Source organism: Floridaenema flaviceps BLCC-F50 (assembly GCF_041929275.2).
Classification (GTDB): Bacteria; Cyanobacteriota; Cyanobacteriia; order Cyanobacteriales; family Aerosakkonemataceae; genus Floridanema; species Floridanema flaviceps.
Genome location: NZ_JBHFNR020000003.1, coordinates 104,112 through 129,980, shown reverse-complemented (window position 1 = coordinate 129,980; position 25,869 = coordinate 104,112). Strand labels below are relative to the sequence as shown.

Annotated in this window: 20 protein-coding genes; 5 read left to right on the top strand and 15 right to left on the bottom strand. The window is 40.0% G+C overall.

What is annotated here, in order from left to right; translation table 11 throughout:
• Positions 1-151: 151 nt before the first annotated feature.
• The 3 genes from ACE1CI_RS29700 to ACE1CI_RS29690 form a co-directional block, all read right to left on the bottom strand.
• A complete protein-coding gene (locus ACE1CI_RS29700) occupies positions 152-1,381 on the bottom strand; it encodes an acetate kinase (RefSeq protein ID WP_413262477.1) in 1,230 nt (409 codons plus the stop codon).
• Between the two features lie 52 nt (positions 1,382-1,433).
• Complete coding sequence (locus ACE1CI_RS29695) at positions 1,434-1,805, bottom strand: cyclic nucleotide-binding domain-containing protein (RefSeq protein WP_413262476.1); 372 nt, start codon at positions 1,803-1,805, stop codon at positions 1,434-1,436.
• 302 nt (positions 1,806-2,107) lie between these two features.
• Complete coding sequence (locus ACE1CI_RS29690) at positions 2,108-2,746, bottom strand: histidine phosphatase family protein (protein WP_413262475.1); 639 nt, start codon at positions 2,744-2,746, stop codon at positions 2,108-2,110.
• Between the two features lie 556 nt (positions 2,747-3,302).
• Between ACE1CI_RS29690 and ACE1CI_RS29685 the strand changes: the two genes are divergently transcribed.
• The 4 genes from ACE1CI_RS29685 (at position 3,303) to ACE1CI_RS29670 (ending at position 10,575) form a co-directional block, all read left to right on the top strand.
• Positions 3,303-5,741, top strand: a complete 2,439-nt coding sequence (locus ACE1CI_RS29685; protein WP_413262474.1) for a phosphoketolase family protein — start codon at positions 3,303-3,305, stop codon at positions 5,739-5,741.
• Positions 5,742-5,855: 114 nt separating this feature from the next.
• Positions 5,856-7,037, top strand: a complete 1,182-nt coding sequence (locus tag ACE1CI_RS29680) for a transaldolase (RefSeq protein ID WP_459564007.1) — start codon at positions 5,856-5,858, stop codon at positions 7,035-7,037.
• Between the two features lie 117 nt (positions 7,038-7,154).
• The gene (locus tag ACE1CI_RS29675; protein WP_413262472.1) at positions 7,155-9,686 is read left to right on the top strand and encodes a glycogen/starch/alpha-glucan phosphorylase; all 2,532 of its coding nucleotides are present in this window, start codon (positions 7,155-7,157) and stop codon (positions 9,684-9,686) included.
• A 244-nt stretch (positions 9,687-9,930) separates the two neighbouring features.
• Positions 9,931-10,575, top strand: coding sequence for a histidine phosphatase family protein (locus tag ACE1CI_RS29670; RefSeq protein ID WP_413262471.1), 645 nt, complete (start codon positions 9,931-9,933; stop codon positions 10,573-10,575).
• A 2-nt stretch (positions 10,576-10,577) separates the two neighbouring features.
• Here ACE1CI_RS29670 and gntT read toward each other — a convergent pair whose 3' ends face one another.
• The 4 genes from gntT to hisG form a co-directional block, all read right to left on the bottom strand.
• Entirely contained in the window at positions 10,578-11,936 is a 1,359-nt protein-coding gene (gene gntT, locus ACE1CI_RS29665; protein WP_413262470.1) for a guanitoxin biosynthesis MATE family efflux transporter GntT, read from the bottom strand.
• A gap of 119 nt (positions 11,937-12,055) precedes the next feature.
• Positions 12,056-13,153, bottom strand: a complete 1,098-nt coding sequence (gene trpD, locus ACE1CI_RS29660) for an anthranilate phosphoribosyltransferase (protein WP_413262469.1) — start codon at positions 13,151-13,153, stop codon at positions 12,056-12,058.
• A gap of 215 nt (positions 13,154-13,368) precedes the next feature.
• Positions 13,369-15,216, bottom strand: a complete 1,848-nt coding sequence (locus ACE1CI_RS29655) for an ABC transporter ATP-binding protein (protein ID WP_413262468.1) — start codon at positions 15,214-15,216, stop codon at positions 13,369-13,371.
• 143 nt (positions 15,217-15,359) lie between these two features.
• Positions 15,360-16,004, bottom strand: a complete 645-nt coding sequence (gene hisG, locus ACE1CI_RS29650; protein WP_413262467.1) for an ATP phosphoribosyltransferase — start codon at positions 16,002-16,004, stop codon at positions 15,360-15,362.
• Positions 16,005-16,148: 144 nt separating this feature from the next.
• On the opposite strand from hisG, the gene rppA reads away from it, so the two are divergent.
• Complete coding sequence (gene rppA, locus ACE1CI_RS29645; protein WP_413264702.1) at positions 16,149-16,832, top strand: two-component system response regulator RppA; 684 nt, start codon at positions 16,149-16,151, stop codon at positions 16,830-16,832.
• Positions 16,833-16,952: 120 nt separating this feature from the next.
• Here rppA and ACE1CI_RS29640 read toward each other — a convergent pair whose 3' ends face one another.
• The 8 genes from ACE1CI_RS29640 to ACE1CI_RS29605 all read right to left on the bottom strand — a co-directional run bounded on the left by ACE1CI_RS29640 (position 16,953) and on the right by ACE1CI_RS29605 (position 25,865).
• Positions 16,953-18,062, bottom strand: coding sequence for a serpin family protein (locus ACE1CI_RS29640; protein ID WP_413264683.1), 1,110 nt, complete (start codon positions 18,060-18,062; stop codon positions 16,953-16,955).
• An 81-nt stretch (positions 18,063-18,143) separates the two neighbouring features.
• Positions 18,144-19,409, bottom strand: a complete 1,266-nt coding sequence (locus ACE1CI_RS29635) for a serpin family protein (RefSeq protein WP_413264684.1) — start codon at positions 19,407-19,409, stop codon at positions 18,144-18,146.
• A 75-nt stretch (positions 19,410-19,484) separates the two neighbouring features.
• Positions 19,485-20,471 carry a 1-acyl-sn-glycerol-3-phosphate acyltransferase gene (locus ACE1CI_RS29630; protein ID WP_413264685.1) on the bottom strand — a complete coding sequence of 329 codons (987 nt, stop codon included), beginning with the start codon at positions 20,469-20,471 and terminating at the stop codon, positions 19,485-19,487.
• Between the two features lie 20 nt (positions 20,472-20,491).
• Positions 20,492-20,797 carry a (2Fe-2S) ferredoxin domain-containing protein gene (locus ACE1CI_RS29625; RefSeq protein WP_413264686.1) on the bottom strand — a complete coding sequence of 102 codons (306 nt, stop codon included), beginning with the start codon at positions 20,795-20,797 and terminating at the stop codon, positions 20,492-20,494.
• Between the two features lie 118 nt (positions 20,798-20,915).
• Entirely contained in the window at positions 20,916-22,223 is a 1,308-nt protein-coding gene (locus ACE1CI_RS29620) for a serpin family protein (protein ID WP_413264687.1), read from the bottom strand.
• Positions 22,220-23,431 (bottom strand): aspartate aminotransferase, encoded by a 1,212-nt coding sequence (locus ACE1CI_RS29615; RefSeq protein WP_413264688.1) that lies wholly within the window; start codon positions 23,429-23,431, stop codon positions 22,220-22,222. Before ACE1CI_RS29615 ends, ACE1CI_RS29620 begins: the two co-directional genes overlap by 4 nt.
• A 323-nt stretch (positions 23,432-23,754) precedes the next feature.
• A complete protein-coding gene (locus ACE1CI_RS29610) occupies positions 23,755-24,846 on the bottom strand; it encodes an iron-containing alcohol dehydrogenase family protein (RefSeq protein WP_413264689.1) in 1,092 nt (363 codons plus the stop codon).
• Between the two features lie 143 nt (positions 24,847-24,989).
• Positions 24,990-25,865: a GIY-YIG nuclease family protein gene (locus tag ACE1CI_RS29605; RefSeq protein WP_413264690.1), complete on the bottom strand. Its 876-nt coding sequence runs from the start codon at positions 25,863-25,865 to the stop codon at positions 24,990-24,992.
• Positions 25,866-25,869: the final 4 nt, after the last annotated feature.

The window sequence follows — 25,869 nt, the reverse complement described above, 5'->3', positions numbered from 1 at the left end:
AGGACTTTAGTCCCGGTTCGTTGTGAGGACTTTAGTCCTTTTATCTGGGAAAAAACGACTGAAGTCGTTACAACGAACTAAGCGACTGAAGTCGTTACAACGAACTAAGCGAAGAATAGTAACCAGAATTGTATATTAAATTTATAGATTTTTAGTGACTGGCGACTAATTGAGTTAAGCGAACACACTCTTGGGCGATCGCCCAATCTTCTTGTGTGTGAATTACTAAAACTTTGACTGGGGAATCAGGTGTGGAAATATCTCGATCGACAGGTTTATGATTATTTTTTTCTTCGTCAAGTTTTAGCCCTAAAAACTCAAAAGATTGACAAACATCTGCACGCAAATTAGCGGCATTTTCTCCAACTCCGGCAGTAAATACTAAGGCATCTACACCGCTTAAAGAGGCAATCATTGCACCAATAAAAGAGCGTAAGATGTGAACATAAACATCATAAGCGAGTTGGGCACGGTTGTTACCTTTGGCGATCGCTTCTTCAATAAGTCGCATATCCGCAGAGATTCCCGAAAGTCCTAAAAATCCCGATCGACGATTAAAAATATCATCGATTTGTTCGCCTGTATGACCCCTTCGCAACAAGTCTATAATAATTCCTGGATCGATATCTCCCGAACGAGTTCCCATCATTAATCCAGCAGTGGGAGTAAATCCCATTGTTGTATCAATGCTATGTCCATTTTTTACTGCTGCTAAAGAACAACCATTTCCTAAATGACAAGTTACTAACTTTAATGAGGTTAAATCTTTGCCTAAAAGTTGGGCTGCACGTTGGGAAACATATTGGTGACTAATGCCATGAAATCCGTAGCGACGAATGCCATGTTCGTAAAATTCATAAGGTAGGGGATAGACAATCGCTGCTTCTGGCATTTTGGCATGAAAAGCCGTATCAAAAACGGCAATTTGTGGGATTTTGTCCCCTAAAATATGTTCTATTGCTTCAATTCCCTCTAAATTAACTGGGTTATGAACGGGGGCGAATTTGGCAAAATCTGCGATCGCTTCTTTGACTTCTTTAGTAATTAAAGTACTGTCGTGATACTTGTCTCCGCCATGCACCACCCGATGCCCAACGCAATCAATTTCTCCTAAATTATTAATTACTTTAGTCTCACCTTGCCACAAAGTTTGCAGCATATACTCAACTGTTTCTAGTCGAGATTGGGTTTTTAATTCCTCTTTTAAAACAGCCCCATGAATTGTTTTCACCTTCAGTTCTGCTACACCTTGATGGTGACTCCAATCTATTTGTGCTTCCCAAAGTGGTTGCGGTGGTTGTGATGGTAGTGCATCTTCTTTTAGGATATAAAGGCAGCTTTTTTGGCTGCTAGATCCGGCATTGAGAACTAGTATTTCCATGAGGATGAATTCCGCTAAGTTAACTACTTAAAACTTCTGCCCCCTAGCAGCATTAATATTGACTTTTTAAGCGTCGCAGACGATTTGAATAACTCCGCATTATTTCTAGGGCAAAAACAGGTGTTTCATGCACTGCAAACAGAAATCTTTCTTTATCTAAATAAGCTAGTTTGCAATTAGTTTTTGCTATAGCTGTGGTAGCCCTTTGATGTGATTCATGAACTAACGCCCCTTCTCCAAAAATATCACCTGTTTCGATCGTTTCTACAACTTTATTACCCACATATAAATCAACTACCCCTTCGAGTAAACCATACATCACAGTGCCAATTTCTCCGGCTTCAAAAATGACTTCGCCTGGGGAAAATTCTTTAATTCCTGGTTGTTTTTGATAGATGAGAACAGTTTTTGCTGGTTCTAACATTATTTCTGACTCCTTTAACTACACCGCTTTAATTTAATTATTAAAGCCAAGCAGAGTAATTGCTAGAAGCAACTACCATTAGGAGTATACCTTAGCAAAAACCAGAATTAATCTTAGGAGTAGAGAAAAAGTGGCTATTTCCAAATCTAATAGATTTCCTCCTTTGGATAGTTGCCATTATAGTTTTATCAGATTGCAGTTCAAATTACTGTAAGCTAAGTTGCCAAATCCTCTGGAAGAAATGTTGCCTAGTTAACAAGATTTTCTCTGGTAAGTAATGGCAATAACTAAAGGATGAGAAATTAAGTACCGGGCAAATTTCGTAAGCGATCGCTTAAGTGAGATCGATCGCCCAACGCATGAAGTAACGGGCCATGTACGCCATATTCGATTACACTGACAGAAGCTACAGGGGCAGAAATGCGATCGCGAAACCTCCCCACATCAATCCCTAACAACCAACACAGCATAATTCTAATGGTTGCCTTGTGAGAAACCACCAAAATATTACCCGTTTTATAAGTTTGTTCAATCTCCTCCAGCACAGCAGAACTGCGTTGAGCAATATCAACTGCTCTTTCTCCACCCGTTGGCGCATTCCAACCCGGATCGGCTAAATAACGAATATAATCATCATGAAATTGGAGACTAACCTCTTCAGGAGATAAACCCTCCCACTTTCCATAAGTAATCTCTTTGAGCCCGTCTCGCAATTGCATTTCCATGCCGATCGCATCACATAACGGCTTCGCAGTCGTTCTAGTACGGAGCAAAGGACTACAAAAAATCGCAGTCCAAGGAAAAGATTTATACGCTTCACCAAAAGCCTGTGCCATCTCCATTCCTTCAGCAGTTAACTCTGGATCGAGCGACCCACAATAACTATTAGAACGGCTATAAACTGTTTGTCCGTGTCGTAAAAAATACAGCATTAAGCCCATAGAGCAACCTTTAAAATACTATTCCCCACAATAACCCTTTATTTTAATACCATAATATATTTGCACAACCGGGAAAACTCGATCGCTTTGGTTTAAAAGCTGTCGTTCTAGCGAATTTGGCACAAAATTTACCCTATTTTACTTAAGTTCAGATAATTATTACATTAATAAATGATTAAATTATTTACCATGTAGCAACTTTAAGTTTAAATTAGCGATCGTTAGTGATAAATGTTATACAAAAATTTGAAATTTTAAAATTTATTTTATAGTTGCAGTGATGAATTCATTCTATTTTAGATGTTAAACTACCTGGGAAAGTTATCCCGTTCAACAACATACAAAGATAACAAATGCTTATACAAAGCTAATCCTGACCCCGAGAAAAGTTCACAAGCTGAGAAAATGATCGTCAATTATCTATCCGTTAACAGAGGATTATTTTCTAGGAATTTTGCCTAACTGAGATGACAAGCTGACAAAGAACTCATTAGTTCTATAACTAGGTCGGTGTATCAATTGTAGAGATTGAAGTAAACCTTGAGAATGAGGAAATATGGTAGCAACTCCTCCCAAACCAACTAGTGATATTGCGTCAATTAGCGCCTTTGGAACAGCGCGATCCACTGTACAGGGAACACCCCTTAGTGGCGAAGAACTTCGCAAAATGCACGCATTTTGGCGAGCCTGCAACTATCTAGCAGTGGGAATGATTTACTTGCGAGACAATCCTCTGCTCAGAGAACCCTTGAAAATAGAACAGATCAAAAAGCGCTTGTTGGGACACTGGGGATCGAGTCCAGGGATTAGTTTTGTTTACACTCACCTGAACCGAGTGATTAAAAACCAAGACCTAGACATGATTTATCTCGTAGGCCCAGGACACGGCGCACCCGGTTATCTTGGCCCTTGCTACTTAGAAGGCACTTACTCGGAAATTTACCCAGAGAAAAGCGAAGACGAAGAAGGCATGAAAATCTTCTTCAAAGAATTCTCTTTCCCAGGCGGTGTTGGTAGCCACTGCACCCCGGAAACTCCCGGTTCGATTCACGAAGGCGGCGAACTTGGTTACAGTATTTCCCATGCTTACGGTGCAGCCTTCGATAACCCAGACTTGATTGTTACTGTGTTGGTGGGTGACGGCGAATCGGAAACAGGCCCTCTGGCAACCTCTTGGCATTCCAACAAATTTATTAACCCAGCGCGGGATGGGGCAGTGTTGCCGATTCTGCACCTGAACGGTTACAAGATTAATAACCCAACGATTCCGGCACGCATTAGCCACGAAGAATTAGAAAACCTGTTTAAAGGCTACGGTTACACGCCTTACTTTGTCGAAGGGTCCGATCCTGAGACAATGCACCAAGCAATGGCAGCTACCTTGGATCATTGCGTTGCCGAAATCAAAAAAATTCAGTTGGAAGCCCGCAGCACAGGCAATACCTTCCGTCCGCGTTGGCCGATGATTGTGTTACGTAGCCCCAAAGGTTGGACAGGCCCAGCAGAAGTTAACGGACATAAGGTAGAAGGTTTTTGGAGAGCACACCAAGTTCCAATGGCAGATGTGGCTAAGAATCCAGAAAGCTTCGAGTTATTGAAAAATTGGTTACTCAGCTACAAACCAGAAGAATTATTTGACCAAAACGGCAAATTGATTCCCGAACTCAAAGATTTAACACCGAAGGGAACTCGTCGGATTGGTGCTAATCCCCACGCTAACGGCGGTTTGTTGCGGAAAGATTTACGGATGCCTGATTTCCGGGAATATGGGGTGAAATTGGAAAAACCCGCCCAAATCGAAGCAGAAAATACCAAACCTCTGGGTGTTTTCTTGCGCGATGTGATGAAATGGAACATGACTAATTTCCGGGTATTTGGGCCAGATGAAAATAGCTCGAATAAACTGCAAGCGATTTACGAAGTTAGTAAGAAGTTCTGGATTGAGGAGTTTTTCCCGGAAGATTTAGACGGTAGCGAACTGTCTACTGATGGTCGAGTAATGGAAATGCTCAGCGAGCATACTTTGGAAGGTTGGTTAGAAGGTTATTTGTTAACTGGAAGACATGGATTTTTCTCGACTTATGAGGCTTTTGTCCATGTGATTGATTCAATGTTTAACCAACACGCTAAGTGGTTAGATATTTGCCGTCAACTTTCTTGGCGGGCGGATATTTCTTCGTTGAATTTGTTGATTACTTCAACGGTTTGGCGACAAGATCACAACGGTTTTACTCACCAAGATCCTGGTTTCTTAGATTTGGTGGTGAATAAGAGTGCGGAAGTTACTCGGATTTATTTGCCTCCTGATGTGAATAGTTTGCTGTCAGTGGCAAATCACTGTTTGCGGAGTAAGAATTATGTGAATGTAATTGTGTCCGACAAACAAATGCACTTGCAGTATATGGATATGGATGCTGCAATTAAGCATTGTACTAAAGGGATTGGCATTTGGGATTGGGCTAGCAATGACCAAGGTTGTGAACCCGATCTGGTGATGGCTTCTGCGGGTGATATTCCCACTTTGGAAGCGCTAGCGGCAACGGTGATGTTGCGTCAGGAATTCCCAGATTTGAAGATTCGGTTTATTAATGTGGTGGATCTGTTTAAGTTGCAGCCAGATACGGAACATCCTCACGGTTTGAGCGATGCTGATTTCGACAGTTTGTTCACGATTGATAAGCCGATTATCTTCAATTTTCACGGTTATCCTTGGTTAATTCACCGCCTTGCTTACCGCCGGACAAATCATAAGAATTTGCACGTTCGCGGTTACAAGGAAAAGGGGAATATTAACACTCCTTTGGAATTGGCGATTCAAAACCAAATCGATCGCTATAGTATTGCTATGGATGCGATCGATCGCATTCCTAGCTTGAAAGTTGCAGGTGCTCATGCTAAAGAAAAATTCAAGAATATGCAAATTGATTGCCGCAACTACGCTTATGAATACGGCGTGGATAAACCAGATGTTATGCACTGGAAATGGCCGTATTAATTAGGTCATGAGTCATTAGTTATTAGTCATTTGTCATTAGTTAAGCATCTTACAAATGACAAATGACTAATGACCGATAACCAATTACTAAACAAAAAAAAGGATAGACAAAAAATGGCTAAAACTTTGTTGGAACAACTGCGGGAAATGACAGTTGTTGTTGCTGATACAGGAGATATTCAAGCAATTGAAAAATTTACACCTAGAGATGCGACAACTAACCCTTCTTTGATTACGGCGGCAGCACAAATGCCTCAGTATCAAGAAATTGTTGATGAGACTTTGAAGACGGCAAAAAAAGATGTGGGTGCTGGTGCGCCTGATTCTCAAATACTTTCTTTAGCGTTCGATCGCTTGGCGGTTGCTTTTGGGAAAAAGATTCTGGAAATTATTCCGGGTCGCGTTTCTACTGAAGTCGATGCTAGACTTTCTTATGATACAGAAGGTACAATTGCTAAGGCTCGTTATTTAATTTCGGAATACCAATCTGCGGGAATTCCTCAAGAGAGAATTTTAATTAAAATTGCTTCGACTTGGGAAGGAATTCGCGCCGCTGAAGTGTTAGAAAAAGAGGGAATTCATTGTAATTTAACTTTGTTGTTTGGGTTGCATCAAGCGATCGCTTGCGCCGAAGCAGGAGTTACTTTGATTTCGCCTTTTGTGGGTAGAATTCTTGATTGGTACAAGAAAGAAACTGGGAAAACCAGTTACGCACCCGCCGAAGATCCAGGCGTACTTTCTGTGACTCAAATTTATAATTATTACAAGAAATTTGGCTACAAAACAGAGGTGATGGGGGCTAGTTTCCGTAATCTTGACGAAATTACTGAGTTGGCAGGTTGTGATTTGTTGACAATTTCTCCGGCATTGTTGGCAGAATTACAAGCAGCTACAGCAGAGTTACCGCGCAAACTTGACCCGGCATTGGCGGTAAAATCAGAGATGGAAAAAATATCGATCGACAAAGCTACCTTTGATAAAATGCACGAAGCCGATCGCATGGCTAACGAAAAACTCGATGAAGGAATCAAAGGTTTCACCAAAGCTTTAGAAACTCTGGAGAAACTATTAGCAGATCGACTGGCGCGTTTGGAAGGTGCAGCTACTCTCAGCCATGCAGCGGAAGATATTTTCCATGTCTATGACTTAGACGGCGATGGATTTATTACCCGCGAAGAATGGCTGGGAAGTGATGCGGTATTTGATGCCTTGGATGTCAACAAAGATGGAAAAATTACGGCTGAAGAAATGGGCGCAGGAATTGGAGCAGTGTTACAATTAGCAACCAGTAAATAGATTTTAGATTTTGGATTTTCGATTTTCGATTTTTTAATATCTGTAAATCGATAAAATCCAAAATCGCGAATCTAAAATATAAAATCTAAAGTCAAAAAATCGGTGGGAAATTGATTTATGCAAACATTGCCGAATTCATCAGAATCAGTAGCAGAAGTTAGAGTAGAAGACGATCGCACTGGGTTAAGTGTAGAAACGCTAAAAAGAGCCTTTGCAGATAACCTGTTTTATATTCAAGGAAAATTCCCCGGAATCGCCAGTAAAAATGATTTTTACATGGCATTAGCTTATACGGTGCGCGATCGTTTATTGCGCCGTTGGTTAAACACCGCTGAAACCTACACCAGAAACGCCTCTCGTACCGTTGCTTATCTGTCAGCCGAATTCCTCATGGGCCCACAATTAGGCAACAATTTAATTAACTTGGGAATTTATGACCAAGTTAATCAAGCAATGAAAGAACTTGGACTCGACTTGCGAGAACTGCTAGAAGAAGAAGAAGAACCCGGACTAGGTAACGGTGGTTTAGGTAGATTAGCAGCTTGCTATCTCGACTCCCTCGCCACCTTAGAAATTCCCTCTTTAGGTTACGGCATTCGCTACGAATTCGGCATTTTCGAGCAAGATATTAAAGACGGTTGGCAAGTCGAAATTACTGACAAATGGTTAAGTGCTGGTAATCCTTGGGAACTTCCCCGCCCAGAATGGTCAGTAGAAGTTAAACTGGGTGGACGCACAGAAATGCGTGCCGATGAACATGGACGTTTTAAAGTATATTGGTTGCCGGAAAAAGTAGTTAAAGGCATCCCTTACGACACACCAATTTTAGGCTACAAAACTAACACCGCTAACACCCTACGTTTGTGGAAAGCAGAAGCAGTAGAATCCTTCGACTTTTACGCTTTTGATTCGGGAGATTACTTAGGCGCAGTTCACCAAAAAACTGTTTCAGAAAACATCTCGAAAGTACTTTATCCTAACGATAACTCAGCACAAGGTAAGGAACTTCGTTTAGCGCAGCAAATCTTTTTTGTCTCCTGTTCGCTAAAAGATATGATGCGAATTATGGAACAACAAAAAGTTCCTTTAGACCAGTTCCATGAAAAATTCGTGATTCAGTTAAATGATACTCACCCATCAGTTGCCATCCCAGAATTGATGCGGTTACTGATTGACGAATATGATATGCCTTGGGAAAAAGCTTGGGGGATTACTAAGCGCACTTTTGCTTACACTAATCATACTTTATTGCCAGAAGCTTTAGAGCGTTGGCCGATTAGTTTGTTTGGCAAAATGTTACCCCGACATTTAGAAATAATCTATGAAATCAATAACCGTTTCCTAGATGAAGTCCGCATGAAGTTTCCCGACGAAACAGATAGATTGCGGCGGATGTCATTAATTGATGAATCCGGGGAACGTTATGTGCGGATGGCATTTTTAGCTTGTGTGGGTAGTTACTCAATTAATGGTGTAGCAGCATTACACACTGAATTGTTGAAAAAAGATGTGTTGCATGACTTCTACGAAATGTACCCGGAGAAGTTCAACAACAAAACTAATGGCATTACTCCCCGACGTTTTATGGTGTTGAGTAATCCCAGACTTTGTAAGTTGCTGCGGAGCAAAATTGGCGATGAATGGGTAAAAGATCTGTATGAACTGAAGAAATTAGAAGCTTTTGTTGACGATCCCGAATTCCGTCACCAGTGGCGGGAAATGAAGCAAGAAATCAAACAAGATGTGGTGGATTACATCAAGAAAACTACAGATATTGATGTAAATGTTAATTCGATGTTTGATATTCAGGCAAAACGTTTCCACGAATATAAACGTCAACACCTGAATGTGCTGCACATTATCACTTTGTATAACCGGATTAAAGCTAATCCAAACATTGATATTACTCCGCGAACTTTCTTGTTTGGTGGGAAGGCGGCACCTGGTTATTACATGGCAAAATTAATCATTAAGTTGATTAATTCTGTGGGGGATATTGTTAACCGCGATCCTGATGTGCGCGATCGCCTAAAAGTAGTTTTCCTCAAAGACTTCAGCGTGAAATTCGCCCAAAGAATTTATCCGTCGGCGGATCTTTCGGAACAAATTTCTACCGCAGGTAAAGAAGCTTCCGGTACAGGTAACATGAAATTTGCCTTAAATGGCGCACTGACGATCGGAACTTTGGATGGTGCGAATGTGGAAATCCTCGAAGAAGTTGGGGCAGAAAACTTCTTTTTGTGTGGATTAACAACAGAAGAAGTTGAAGCTTTGAAAGCACAAGGTTACAAACCTTGGGAATATTACCAAAAAGATCCTGAGTTGAAATTGGCGATCGATCGCATCGCTTCCGGCTTCTTCTCTCACGGCGATCCGAAGTTGTTTAAACCTTTAGTCGATCACCTGTTGGGTAATGACCAATATATGCTATTGGCTGACTATCGTTCCTACATCGATACTCAGGATCGAGTAAGTGAAGCATATCGCGATATCGATCGCTGGGTGCGGATGTCTATTCTCAATGTTGCCAGAATGGGTAAGTTTTCTTCCGATCGTTCCATTCGCGATTATTGCGAGGATTTCTGGAAAATTCAACCAGTAAAAATTGAGTTGAAAGAATACGTTGAAGCAACTGCTATTCTGCATTAAACTCAGATCTTGCACCAGTCTCAAAATCCGCCTGCGAATCAATTCGCAGGCTAATAGCTAAACTCCTCTATCATAGGACTGAATAAAGATTCAAAAGCGTTCAGTCCATTTGTAGGGGCGGGTTTAGAAAGTATATTTTGTTATCCCTACTTTTCCTCTTCCAGCGAGATCCCCGACTTCTTCAAGAAGTCGGGGATCTGTTTATACTAAAATCTAAAATTGAATGACAAATGACCAATGACAAATGACTTTAAAGCTCTACTTTCTGCGTCACGGTCAAACTGCTTATAGTATTACTGGTGGTTATTGTGGCACGATCGAAAACGATCCAGGACTTACACCAGATGGAATTTTAATGGCAGAAGCTTTTGCTAATGCTTATTGTCATTTACCTTGGAAAGCTGCTTTTGTTAGTCCTTTACACCGCACTATGCAAACAGCAAAGCCTTTTTGTGAAGCGGTGGGTTTAGAAATGCAATTGCGAGACGGATTGCGAGAAGTTTCTTACGGTTGTTGGGAAGGTTTACACCCATCAATAGTTAACCAGGAATTTCATGATGAATATGTATACTGGTTAACGAATCCGGCTTGGATTGCGCCGCCAAATGGTGAAAGGGCGATCGATATTGCCCGTCGTTCTTCTTTAGTAATTCAAGAAATTCAAAAAAGATACAGCGAAGGGAATGTGTTGATTGTGTCACACAAAGCAACAATTAGAATTATGCTTTGTCGGTTGTTGGGAATAGATGTGGGGAGATATCGCGATCGCCTAGCGATGCCTGTAGCGGCAGTTAGTATTGTCGAAATGGCAGCTAAAGGGCCAAAGTTTCATGTGATTTGCGATCGCTCTCATCTTAGCGAATATTTGCGATCGGTTCCTTGTACTTAAAATTAACTATTTTCTTGCTTTGCTATTTGCTGGGAATTAACAGGTTGAGTAACCATCATTTTTAGTAGCATTTGTACTGTTAAAACAATGGTTACAGTGGTCATGTAAGCTACTAAAGATAACCATAATATGTGATTATTATGCCAGTAAAAAGCTAGAGCTACTAAGGGCAAAAATCCTATACCAAAGGCAATTAAAGAAGCATTTCGTAAAATTCCTACTTCTTTTAAACCGATGAAATAACCTTCTAGCATAAAAGCTACAGCGGTTAGCGTTAACAGTGGTAAAAGCCAGAATATATATTTATTGATATCAGTACTTACTTCGCTGTGGTTGGTTAAAATTCCAAATACTTGTTGAGGGAATAAAATTGTTCCTAAAGCAAAGGTTAGAGAAATAAATCCACTAACTGTCAGGGAAACTTGCAATAAAGGACTGATTAGTTCAGTTGTACCTTTTCCTTTGAAATTCCCTGTCAGAGTTTGAGTGGTCATGCCGACTCCTTGAACTGTAAACTGATTCAAAAGGGCAATTTGTAACAATAAACCATTCTGAGCTAACAGGGTAGTTCCGAGAGTAGCACTGACATTTGTGAAAATACTGTAGGCTGAAATTAAACATAAAAACCTGACTAAAACATTGCCATTAAAAGCTAAGATTGACTTCAAAGCTTGCCGATCGAAAACTTCTTTGAGTGCGATCGATAAATGTTGCCAATTAATTTTAAAACCTACCCAAACTAACCCAGTGAATAAAGCTAAATACTGACTCCATGCAGTGGCTATTCCTGCGCCCATGCTGCCCCAGCCCCACTGGAAGATGGTAAGATAATCAAGCACCACATTCATTCCATTACCAACTAAGGACATGAATAAAACTACTTTATTCATTTCTTGTCCGAGAAACCAACCAATTAAAACAAAATTCAAAAGTACCGCAGGAGCACCCCAAATTCGACCATAAAAATAGTCAATTCCGGCAGTTTCAATATCTGGAGAACCATTGAGGATCAAAAATCCTAATTTTTGGAGAGGATATTGCAAAATAATAATCAGAATACCAATGCTCAAAGCAATCAAACCACTGCGTAATCCAGTCAGCAATACTCCTTGCTCGTCACTTGCTCCAACTGCTTGCGCTGTAATGGCATTTGTGCTGGTGCGTAAGGGCTTTAAAACTCGATATAAATAGTCAAATAAAATTGTACCTAAAATAACTCCTGCCAAGTAGCGAATATCGGCTAAGTGACCCAGAAAGGCTAAATCAACTAATCCCGCTAAGGGGATCATGACATTTGACAAAACACTAGCGATCGCTAACTGGAAAAACCGAGGTAAAAAGCTATATTGTTTCTGTAACATCTATATCAAATAAAGAAAAAAGTTGAGCAAGTAAATATTGTTACTGCCAACTTTAAACTAAACTCATTTACTTGTCAAACCTTACTATGTTATGGACAAATTTCTATCCTAAGTTTGGTTTAATTTTTCAGAAATTCAACTAATTGTTCTAATTTTGTCCAAGCTGCGCCACTAGATAAAATTTCCCTTACTAGAGCAATTCCTTTTTGATATTCACCGATCGCAATTACTTCGCCGATTTGAAGTGCGATCGCCGCATTTAAAGTTACAACATCCTGTTGTGCTGTTGTACCTTTTCCTTGCAAAACATTGCGTAAAATTTCCGCATTTTCTGACACATCGCCGCCCCGAATTGCAGCTGTTGTTGCTGTTGTTAAACCTAATTCTTCAGGGGAAATTGTTTCTAATTTAACTTCTCCTGCTGATAATATTGCTAGATCTGTTTTATCTGCTAATCCCGCTTCATCTAATTTTTCTCTGCCATGTAGGACGATCGCTTTTTCCATTCCCAACTGACTCAAAGCATGAGCAATAGTCAACATTAAATGCGGTTCACAAACACCAATTACCTGACCTGTTGGACGCAAAGGATTAACTAATGGCCCTAATAAATTAAACACCGTTCGCACTTTTAAAGTCCGACGCATAGGGGCGACAACTTTTAATGCCGGATGCCATCCAGGGGCAAACAAAAACGTAATTCCTACCTCTGATAATGCCGCTTGAACTTTTTCGGGATTAGCACTAAGATTGACTCCCAAAACTTCCAATACATCCGCAGAACCTACCCGACTCGAAGCAGAACGATTGCCATGTTTAGCCACTGCTACGCCTGCCGCTGCTGCCACAAAAGCCACTGCTGTAGAAATATTAAAAGTTGATGCGCCATCGCCACCAGTACCGCAAGTATCAATTACAGAACTCGCTAAATTTTGAGCCGAATAGTTTTCTGATGCCAGAGATTTTGCTTGTAAAACTTTAGCCATTCCTGCTAATTCTTCAGCAGAAACTCCTTTGGCTTGTAAGGCGGCTAAAATTGCCCCTGATAAAACAGGTTCAATTTCTTCATTCAGCCATCCCTGCATTAGTTCTGCGGCTTGGCTATTAGATAAAGATTGTTTTTCGAGTAATTGTTGCAGTACATTTGACCAATTACCCTTGTTATTGGAATCAGTAACAACGGTGTTTTTTGACAGGGAAGCTTCGGAAGTGGTCATTCGATTTTAAATTTTAGCTTGACTTGAGAGATAAATCTGGAGGCTGAAACTAGTTCATTTTATCAAACATTGGATTTTTTTTGAACCGCTCCAGACACAGAGGACACAGAGAAGAGAGGGAGGAGTTTACAATTCCAAGAGGATTGCTATTTTTTTGCTGTATTGGGGATAAATGAAAGTAAGTTTCCTAATCCCCAATCCCCAGTCCCCAATCCCTAAGACCCTAACATTTGCAATTTATACAAACTGGCATAAAGTCCATTTTTTGCTAATAGTTCTTCGTGGCTTCCTGTTTCGACTAATTCTCCGCGTTTCAGTACTAAAATTCGGTCTACATTGCGAATTGTGGAAAGTCTATGAGCGATAATAATTGCAGTACGCCCTACAAGTAATCTTTCTAATGCTTCCTGAATTAATGCTTCCGTTCTGACATCCAAATTGGCAGTTGCTTCGTCTAATACTAAAATTCTAGGATCGCGGATTGCTGCCCTTGCAAAGGCTAATAATTGTTTTTGACCTCCTGAAAGATTGGTTCCTCTTTCTCTCAATTCGGTGTCATAACCTTGGGGTAATTGTTCGATGAATTGGTCAACATTGGTGGCTTTGGCTGCGGCTTTGACTGCTTCTAAGGAATAGTTTTCACCTAAAGTAATGTTGCTTTTGACATCACCAGAAAAGAGAAATCCGTCTTGTAAAATTACGCCAATGTGACGACGAAGTTCGGTTTGAGGTAAGTCCCGAATATCGACTCCATCAACAATAATTCGTCCAGATGTAGGTTCGTAAAGCCGACATAATAACCGAATTATGGAACTTTTTCCGGCACCTGTTGGCCCAACTAAAGCTACTTTTTCTCCGGGATGAATGGTAAAGTCGAGGTTCTTTAAAACGTATTCGTTTGATTTATAAGCAAAGTCAACTTGTTCAAAGCGAATTTCTCCCATTGAGGCAACGCCATTATTATCAGCATAGCTAATTATGGGCAAAGATTTGGGTGTTTCGGTATCGCGAATTTCGATCGGTTCATTGAGAATATCTGTGATCCGTTCGACAGCTGTAAAACCTGCTTGAATTGAGGTGAATTTTTCGGCTAATTGTCTGAGTGGATCGAAGAGACGTTGGGAATATAAAATAAAGGTGGATAAGATGCCAAAGGTTAAGTTTTCTCGCAACACAAGCCATCCACCTAATCCTAAAACGCAGGCGATCGCAACTAAAGAAATCCACTCTAAAGTAGCAGAAACAGCTGAATCATAAAAAATTGTGATGTCAATTTCCCGAATATAGCGTTTATTAGTGTTGCGAAACATCTCAGAGTTAAACTTTTCTCGGCGGAACATTTGCACCACACTAATTCCCACAATGTTTTCTTGAAGTGTGGAATTAAGCACCGAAAGTTCTTCCCTAGCTTTATAATTTGCTTGGCGGAATTGCTTTTGAAAATAAATAATTACCAGGGAAACAGGTATTAGCATTAAGATCAGCATCAGCGCTAATTGCCATTGCAAAGTTAACATGAAAATGGCAATTACTAAAATACTGAATAAATCGCTGACAATCCCGATCGCACCAGTAGAAAACACATCTCCCAAAGCTTCAACATCACTAGTCAACCGAGTAATTAGTTTTCCCACTGGAGTTCGATCGAAAAATCTCACCGCTAAAGAGGTTACATGAGTAAATAAATCCTCACGAATTGCGGCTGTAATTTGTTGTCCAATTCGCTGGACTGTGTAAGATTGAAAACTAACAACTACGATGCGAATGGCTACTGACAGTAATAGTAACCCTGCCAGAATATTGATACCTTGATATAAAGGAAGTCCTTGTAAAAAAGGAAAAGTTGATTTTTCGCCCCGAATTAAAGAAACGGCTTGTCCAATTAATAATGGTTGAATTGAACCAGAAATTGCTACTGGGAGTAACAGGGCGATCGATATTACTAATAATCTCTGATTCCGGCGTGCATAAGGAACTAGCCACAAAAATAATCGCCAATCACTTTCCCGGCGCGGCGCTTTTTGATAAACATCTTCCTTTCTTAGGGGTGATAAACGAGTCATTCTAAAACCTAATTGGCAATTATCTGCTATTCCATTTTATATTTTAGATTTAAAAATATGAAAAAGGTTAAAAAGCTGTGTGCCAACTTTCTTCCCTTCTGCTTTCTTCTACTAATGGCTGATGACAAATGAGAAATAATCAATTATACTACTGCTAGAATTGCCGATCGCACTTTATCCAACCAACCATGTAAATCATCAGAATTAAGGCGATAACTCAAAGGATGGGCAATTAATCTAGCAGTACTTTCAAACAACACATCAGTTTCAATTAAACCGTTTTCTTTAAGAGTTCGTCCGCTAGAAACCAAATCAACAATTGCTTCCGACATTCCTGTAATCGGCCCTAATTCTACTGAACCAGAAAGCGGTACAATTTCCACAGGTAAATCCAAAGCCTCAAAATATTGTGCTGTACATTTAACAAACTTAGAAGCGACTCTTCCATGAGGCGGAAGTTGCAAGGCCGATCGATAAGGGCTAGACTGTTTTACAGCGACAGATAACCGACAATAACCAAATTTCAGATCGGCTATATGGGCAACTTTCGGTTGTTTTTCCCGCAATACATCATAACCGACAACTCCCAACTGTGCTTGTCCGTATTCTACATAAACCGGAACATCTTGCGCCCTCACTAACAAAGCTTGGGCGGTGTTGCTAGGATCGGAAATTTGTAATTGGCGATTGTTAGACTCTAAAAAAGCACTGAAATCTAATCCCACAGTTTGCAATAATCGAATTGTATCTTTCAGAAGTGCGCCTTTTGGCAATGCAACAGTCAACATAGCGATTTTTGATGTTTAACTTAGTTGGATCTTAAAGTGTAACAGGTAGTGCCGCATGGCAGAAATAATTACTAAGTACGTTGTTGCGCTTTAGCGCTAGAATTTAGCGCTAAAGCGCAACAACGTACCTTTCTCAATAATTCTATGAAAATTCTTTTAGTTGATGATGAAACTGAACTCGCCGATCCTCTCAAAGCAGTGTTAACTCGCGATGGTTACACTGTAGATGTAGTATATGATGGCATTTCTGGAAGTCAGTTAGCAATCCAGGGAAATTATGATTTATTAATTCTTGATTGGATGTTACCGCACATCTCAGGATTAGAAATTTGTCAGGAGTTGCGTCGCCAAGGAAAAACTACTCCAGTTTTATTTCTAACTGCTAAAGATACTTTAGACGATCGCGTACAAGGTTTAGATGCTGGCGCAGATGATTATTTAGTCAAACCTTTTGAATTACGAGAATTATTAGCAAGAGTTCGCGCTTTATTGCGGCGAGTAACGGTGTTAGAATCTGCCACAACTCATCAAAGATTAAAAGTTGGAGATTTAGAATTAGACTTAGAAAATCAAGTAGCTTATCGTCAAGGAAGAACGATCGAATTATCAGAGAAAGAAAGTCAGCTTTTAGAATATTTAATGCGTCATCCCGGAGAATTACTAACTCACACAGAAATTTACGAACATTTGTGGAGTGGCGAAGAACAACCGAGTAGCAATGTGTTAGCTGCTTTAATTCGTTTGTTGCGTCGAAAAATCGAAGCAAATAATGAAACTCAATTAATTCACACTGTTTATGGTAAAGGTTATCGCTTCGTAGAAAATTAAGGTTCGTTGTAAGCGCTTCAGCGCTACTAGCACTAAAGTGCTTACAACGAACCAATCGTTTGTTGTAAGCGCTTCAGCGCTACTAGCACTAAAGTGCTTACAACGAACCTTCAACAAGTTTTATTTCGGATCTACAATTGAACCCATAAATAGAATTGTTCCGGTTTGATTATCGCAAATTGCACAGAAGAAAGGTCGAGCGACTATCATTTTAAAACCTATACTTAACCCCCTTGTCATCGCCACAGAGGTTACGGCTGCTGCTTCTGTACCTTCTTCATTGACTTCCACAAAGGTTTTGTGTTTGACTTGATCGATTTGTACTTGTTCTAAAGTCATATTAGAGAAATTAGCTTGGTTTTGGAAAGCTACCCCCATTCCCAATGCTTTTAGTGCTTCATTTAAAGTAATATCATATTCTAATTTGAAGCGCGGTAAAACAATTTCTCCGTCTCTGTACCAGAATTGTGTCATCCATTGTTGCCAGTTTTCCACTGTCAAATTAGCATAAAAATCTGTCAGTTTAACGTTTGGTTTAGGCAGAAATACAAACATACTTAAACGTCCTGAACCGTAGGGTAAACTAATGGCTTGGAATTCGGCATTTTCATAAAACCAATATTTACCAGTTTGGCACATTAAAGGATGTTGTTTGCGAGTTCCATTGAGTAAGGTAAAAGGCTTTTCTTGGGTAGCAGATTTGGAAAACTCTTCTTGCCAATTACCTTTAAAGTAAATGGCGTTGATTAAAAATAGAACGGCTAAACGATCGATTTTATCGATGATTGTGGGAATTTTTGTGTTGGTGTTTTGGTTCACCCAATCATTAATAATATTTACCGAATTTGGATTATTGAAATCTAAATTTCTAACTTGTGCTTGGTAATATTTTTCTGTTATTTCCAGGAATTCTGGTTGCAAGGGAAATCCTTGTTGTAACCAAAGGGAGTTAGCAATATCTAGCTGCACTTTTGGATCAATATTGGCTAAATTTTGCCTTAAAGCTAACTGATATTGGTTAATTTCTGCTAGACTTATGTCTTGTAATTGTAAGACTTGAGCTATTGCTTGTTGAGTAGAACCATCTGCACCATTATAGGTCATTTGTAGCGCGATCGCTACACTACTAGGCGAAACAAAAATATTATTATCAGCATTTTTTGCAACAATTTGGGAAAACAAATTAAACCCAAATTTAGTATTAGCACTCACTAATTTGTTATAGCTCATATTGCGATTTTGTTTGTATTTACTAGAAAAATTGGTTGATGGTACGTTAGGCGCAAGCCGTAACGCACCCTACAGGATTCATTATTTCGGCTCTACAATGGAACCCATGAATAAAATTGTTCCAGTTTGATTATCGCGAATTGCACAGAAGAAAGGTCGATCGACTACCATGTTAAAAGGTGGTTCTTCTCTTGGTAATGCGGCAGTTGTCCTAATACCCACAGAGGTTACTGCTGCTGCTTCTGTCCCTTCTTCGTTAACTTCCACAAAAGTTTTATGTTTGACTTCATCAATTTGTACTTCCTTTGAAGTCATGTTAGAAAAATTCGCTTGGTTTTGAAAAGCTACTCCCATTCCCAATGCTTGCAGTGCTTCATTTAAAGTAATATCATACTCTAATTTGAATCGTGGTAAAACTATTTGTCCGTCTCTAGAAGAGAATTGTTTCATCCATTGTTGCCAGTTTTCCGCAGTCAAACTCCTGGAAAAATCTGCCAGTTTAACATTAGGTTTAGGCAGAAATACAAACATACTTAAACGTCCTGAACCGTAGGGCAAACTAATAGCTTGAAACAGAGCGTTTTCGTAGTAACGATATTTACCAGTTTGAGACATTAAAGGATGCTGTTTGCGCGTTCCATTAAGTAAGGTAAAAGGTTTTTCTTGGGTAGCAGACTTAGAAAATTCTTTTTGCCAACTACCTTTAAAGTAAATGGCATTAATTAAAAAAAGAACTGCTGAACGATCGATACTATCAATGATTGTGGGTATTTTCGAGTTAGTGTTTTGGCTTACCCAATTATTAATAATCTTTACTGAATTGGGATTGTTGAAATCTAAGTTTGTCGCTTTTGCTTGGTAATATTTCTCTGTTGTTTGCAAGAATTCAGGTTTAAAAGGAAATCCTTGTTTTAACCAAAGAGAGTTAGCAATATCTAGCCGCACTTTTGGATCGATCTTCGTTAAACTTTCCATTAAAGCTAACTGAGATTGATTAATTTCTGCTAAACTCATTCCTTGTAATTGTAAGGTTTGAGCCATTGCTTGTTGAGTGGAACCAGTAGCACCATTGTAGGTCATTTGTAGCGCGATCGCAACACTACTAGGGGAAACAAAAATATTCTTATCGGTCTTTTTGGCGAAAATTTGGGAAAATAATTTAAACCCAAAATTAGTATTTGCTTGCACTAATTTTTGATTCATATTATTAGAATTTTGTTTAGTGAAACTGCTGTTTGTTACGTTAGCTTGCACTTCTTTGGGTTGTCGAATCAATGAACCTGTTAGTAAAATGACTACGATTAAACTTAACGTTAAACTCATGAGACTCAGGAGTTGTTTTTTCATAATTACCCTTGGTTAATTGCTCTCTTAAAAAGCATTTACAGATCCTAAGTCGATGTGTAGCATAAAAAGTTCCCGTCAGATCTTATTTAATTCTTTAATTTGTTTTTGCATATTTTCTTTGAGTTCTTGGGCGCGACGATAAGCATTACTGTGATTACTATCAGTTGGATTATTTGGTAAACAAATAGGTTGAACATAATAAGACAGTCGAGTTTTCATTGCCCAAACACCCATTGAAGGAAAAAGTGCAAATATAGGCATTAAAAACGAAACGGGTAAAAAAGGTAGACCAAAGATTTTACCTACTTTTCTGAAGTTGATCGTCCAAGGATGGAGGTATTCATTGCCTAAACAAATTACTGGGGAAATAGGGATCTCATAGCGATCGCTTAAACTAATAAAACTAGGATGAAAAGTTTCTAACTGATAACGGGAAAACCAACCTTTACCAGGCCCACGTATACCTTCTGGCGCATAAAGTAAAATGATTTCGTGGGAAACTGCATCTGCAAAATCATCTATTTCTGCTCTCACACCGCCTAAAACTTTTGACCATCCAGGTGGTAGCCACCACATCATCCAAGGATGTTCAAATAAGGAAACACCAGCCAAAGGTTGCACAGTCCAATTGCGGGCTTCTCCTAACAAATAGGCTAACACTAAAAAATCCCAAGGGAAACACATTCCCGCATGATTTATTGCTACTATTAACGGTGGACTTTCTGGCAAATTTTCTACCTGTTTTAACTCTCCTCGAAAATAGTATTTAGCAATGGGAGCAAGAATTTCTTGGCGAAAAGCTTGTTGATAATTCGGGTTAAATTCTCCACTTTCTTGGCGGGGAGAACGACAACCAAGCCGCAACCACCGAATTAATAATGCTAAATAAAAACCACCGGGAATTAAAAACAAAATATATTCTAGCCAATTCCAACCATCAGGATCGGCGTGATATCTTTGCCAATGGCGGTTAAATAAAATCAACCAACCTGGTGGATACCACAGACAAAACCAGTCAAACCAGGAAAATTTATAATTTAATTTATCTTGTTCATACTTCATGGTTTTTTAATGTTAAATTGCTAAGGAGAGAAAAACATTTCCATTCTTAAATGAATTCTAGGGTTCAGCTTGGCTTGTACGGGTTTGCCTTGTTGGAGATGTTGTTCCACAATTTCAGGAACATCAATGGGTTGAACGCGACAATACCAAGTTTCATCAGGTAAAATTCTCACCGTAGGGCCAGAACTGCACTGTCCAAGACAAGGACTAGCTTTTACCTCTACTTCTGCCATTTCTCTGGCTTGAAAGGCGGCTAACACTTCTGCCGATCGATTTTTCAAGCAAGAGGTGTGTTGGCAAATCATGACACAGCGAGGTTCTGACATAGAGTATTTAAGTTAATTATGGGTGATTAATTTAATTGTGAACGAAAATAGCTGACTTTTGCCCAGCATTATTTATTTACTCCCATGATAATTATATTTTATCGACTAAAGTCACATTTTACTGAGGATCTACAATAGATCCCATAAACAGTATAGTTCCGGTTTGATTGTCACTAATTACACAAAAGAAAGGGCGATCGACAATTATTTGGGTTACTCCTCCTCTAGTACCCCCTATCGCGGTAACTGCGGCGGCTTTAGTACCCTCTTCATCAACTTCTACAAAAGTTTTGTGTTGAATTTTACCAATCCATAAAGGAGGAACAGTAATAGCCGAAAAATCAGCTTTCTGACTAAAAGCTATCTGCATTCCTAAAGCTTTTAAAGCATCTACTAAATCAGTTCCATATTCTAATTTAAAGCGAGGTAATCCAACGGAAATTAATTGAGAATAATCATTTTCTAGTTCATTACTATTGAAACTTTTCATCCATTTTTGCCAATTTATATGGTTTAAATTCTCATATAAACCTCTTAAACCCAAATTGGGATTAGGTAAAAAAACATACATACTTAACCGATTATCAGCATAAGGTAAGCAAATTGCTTGAAATAATTCATTTTCATAATATTTCAGCCCAGGTATTTGTTGAAACATCATTTTGACTGGCTTTTTAGTTCCATTTACCAAAGTGAAGGGATAGTCTTGAGTTAACTCTTTAGCAAAGGGATATTTCCAGTTACCGAGAAAGTAAATCGCGTTGAGTAAAAGAAAAGCTGTATTTGGTTCTATACGCTCAATAATACTATCGATCTTGCCATTGGTACTTTTTCGCACCCAATTATTAATCGTAGCCGAGGCTTGAGGTTTTCGGAAGTCAATACTTTGAATTTCCGCTTGATAGTGCTGTTGAATTTTTTGACTAAAATCTGGTTTAATAGTTTCTTGTTTATCGATCCACAAGGAATTAGCTATCTGAAGCTGAGATTTTAAATCAGATTCTTGCAGCTGATTCTTGATTAGTGCATTCGCTTCATTGACATCTTGAATGCTGATTTCTTGTAATTCTAATGTTCGACCGATCGCTTGTCTAGTTTCACCATTACTGGCATTGTAAGCGATCGCCAAAGCCATGCTCACACTAGCAGGAGAAATAAAAATATTCTGATTAGCTTGTTTGGCTTGCAACTGCGAAAATAGCTTTAAACTAAATCGCGTATTAGCAGCTATAACTTGCGGATTAATTGCTGATTGATTGACTGACACTAGATCCCCGACTTCTTCAAGAAGTCGGGGATCTGAATGAATAGAATTGGTGGAAAAACTATACCCATTAGCAACAAATTGGTTTTGCCACCAAATCATAACTAAGCCAACAAAAGCCCAGCCAATAATTACGTAATTTACTACAAATTTAACTTTCACTCTGAACTAGCAACTAATGCTTCTGATTGGTAACGGATGTTAGCCTGTTTCAAGCGTTGCAAAGCAGTAGCTAGGCGATCGCAATCAGCAATTAAACTGATTCGCACGTAACCCTCACCAGCAACACCAAAGGCATTTCCCGGAGTAACTACAACACCAGTTTGTTGCAATACGGAAAGCGCAAAATCTGTTGATCCCACACCAGGCGGACAAGGCACCCAAAGATACATCGTCGCCTTAGTTTTTGGCACATTCCAACCCAAACTCGCCAACCCATCAATTAAAAAATCCCGACGCAGGCGATATCTTTCTTGCACCTCTTGTAAATATACATCTGGCAACTTCAGCGCCGTTTCCGCAGCTGATTGTAAAGCCGCAAAAATCCCATAATCCAAATTAGTTTTTAAAGTGCGTAAACCTTGAATAATATGACGGTTTCCCACAACAAAACCCACACGCCAACCAGCCATATTATAAGTTTTAGACATAGTGTGAAACTCCACACCTATTTCCTTTGCACCGGGAATTTCTAATAAACTAGTCGGCTGATAACCATCGAAAGCCAACTCCGCATAACACAAATCATGAACTAACATAATTTCATGTTTACGGGCAAAAGCGACAATTTCCTCGAAAAGTTCACGGGGAGCAGTCGCCGCAGTCGGATTACTCGGATAATTAAAGTAGAGAATTTTGGCACGTTGGGCAACCTCATCAGGAATCGCCCCTAAATCAATTAACCAATCATTTTCCGGCTTTAACATTAAACTATAAACCTCACCACCAGCAATCACCGGGCCGCGAAAATGGGCGGGATAAGCAGGGGAAGGAACTAAAACCAGATCGCCTGGGTTGATGTAAGCGATCGCCAAATGAGTCAAACCCTCCTTAGAACCCAACAAAGGCAAAGCCTCACTACTCGGATCGAGTTCCACCCCATAACGACGCTTATACCAATCAGTAATAGTTCGCCGGAAACTAGCAGTCCCCTCAAAAGGCGGATAACCATGATTAGCCGGATTTTGCAAAGCCTGAATCGCCGCCTCCACCACAGGCCCAGGAGTCGCCCCATCAGGATTTCCCATCCCCAAATCAATCAAATCCAAACCCTGTTCCCTAGCCCGCGCCTTCAACTCATCCAACCGCGCAAAAACATAAGGAGGCAAAGCTTGTAATCGTTCAGCCGGAGTAATCCAATTTAAACTCATCTTTATAACTTATTGCACAACTGCCTAAACACCCAATAAGAGAAAAAAACCCACCCAATAAGGGTGTTTGAAAAGTATGTCACCTTTTGGGGACTAGGGACTAGGGACTGGGGACTAGGAAAGTTTTAAGTTGTGGGCTCAGATCTTGCAGCAGGGGAGGTAGAACCTCCCCAATCTCGTTCCCAGGTTCAACCTGGGAACGAAAGACAGAGGCTCTGCCTCTTGTATTTTTGACGCACCCTACTTCTTGTCCTTACTTTCCCCCCATCCCCCCATCCCCCCATCTCCCCATCTCCCCATCTCCCCAGTCCCCAGTCCCCAACCTACTTCTTCCTCGCCTCTTCCTGAATCTTCGTAGACACCATAGCTGCCATCAAATGATCCGGCGTAACCTCAAAAGGTAAGCGATGAATATCAGAATTAGGAGAACAGGTAATTTCAGCCGCTTGGCGCAACTCGGTTAAAGTAATATTCCCCAAACCTAAATCATCCAGAGATTGCGGTAAACCAATTTCCGCGTAAAACTTGAGTAATTGTTGTCTCGCCGCAGCTGCTAACTGATTACCTTGCAGCATTTCTTCCAAACGCAGTTGCACCAAAATCCCATAAGCCACCTTCTCACCATGCAGGGCATTGTGTGCTGCCAGAATGTGAGTTAATCCATTATGTGTAGCATGGGCGGCGACAGTGCGACATTGCGCCCCACCTAACCCACCAATCACACCTGCTAACATCACAGTGGCATCAACCACTTCTCGCCAATCTTCTCCCCCTGGTTCTTGTAAAGCAGCGTGAGACTTTTGGAATAAGATATCTCGTAAAACTCTGGCTTGTTGAACTGCGCCAATAATAAAGGTTTGCTGAGAATTTCCGCTACTGACGGATGCTTCGTACCATTTCGCCAAAGCATCACCTATTCCCGCAACTAAAGTCCGCTGTGGGGCAGTTTGAATTAAGCTGTAATCCAACAAAAATAGATCGGGACAACGTTCCAAAGGCACATCGTAGAGATAAGCGCCTTGTTCGGAGTAAATATTAGAAAGGGCAGTCCAACCCGCACAAGTTGCCGCTGATGTAGGTATGGTAACAACAGGTATGTGACATTGCTGGGCTAAAAGTTTGGCAGTATCCAAAGCTTTACCACCACCAACACCGATAATCATGTCAGCTTGATGTTGTTCTACCTTAGCTCTCAAGGAAGCCAAAGTTGATTCGGAACAATCTGGACTATAGTGAGCAAAGGCAGTAGTTAGCTGTTGTTGTTCTAATGCTAGCTGCAACTGCGGTTGAACTACGGCAAGAGATTGCACGCCCCCCACTACCAAGGGGTTTTTGCCTATCCGTGCGATCGCTTCCCCACTCTGAGCTAGGGTACAGCGAATTACTTGGCTTGGGGCAATGGCAAGACGAGACACTGATGTAGTTGAAGTAAACACTTATGGCAAAGATTAATCGGTATTACAACAAGACTATGTTAGCTATTTAACATTCTGGCATTATCTTAGGAAAATCATAATCATTAGAAGCCCAATTGTTACAAGATATTGATTTGTGGTGGTTAAGTCAGCCTCCCGAAATCTCTGGCTGGTAAAACAGATTGCAAATCCCCGGCTCGATACTCTAAATAATCCTTTTGTCTAGACATAAAATTCCCGTCGGGAACAATCAATGAAGGAAGGATACTTGTATCTTTCAAAGCCAAAACACTCTGTTTGGCAATCTCCACATTATGAAGGCTCGATCTGTTCTGTGCCAACCTCTCTATTAAACTGGGATAACAGACAAATTCATAAATTATGTTTCCAAACAGAAAGACAAGAATTGATGCAGGCTTTATGTTAGGGTCATTACTTCCGCACTCGCTTTCGTAAATATACCAGCATCCTTTAAGGTTATTTCCTTTTCTTTGATGTGACTTGTTATATGACTTAAGGATCGGCCCATCATGATCGTTAACGGTGACGACTATAACAATACAGGTATACTCTTTGAGATCTCCCTCTTCAACTTCATCTATTTCTCTATAGTATCCGAGAACTGCAGACCTGACATCAGGGAATAGGAGAGTCTTTTTGTTTATAACTTTGAGAAGACGGCTTATTTCTTCATTTGGTTGTATAGCCTTTCTAACATAGTTTTTCACCCGACTGTAGTTGAGGTGTGGTTTAAATAGCTCAATGTATAATTGCTCTTTTTCATTAAGCTTTTCTGATGGAAAGAATTGCCAGTAAATTTTATATAACCGTTTATTGTTTGTGCGGCTTAATTGTTTGTACCTGTGATGTCCTCTTCCATTCCAGCGAGCGTTGAGGTTTATCGATCGCCCAACATACCACACTTGTTCTTCTGCATCCACAACCACATAAATTCCAGGTTGACTGGGTAATAGTTCGCGTCGTGTTAATGGGAGATTAGACCAAGTTTTCCATTCCATAACC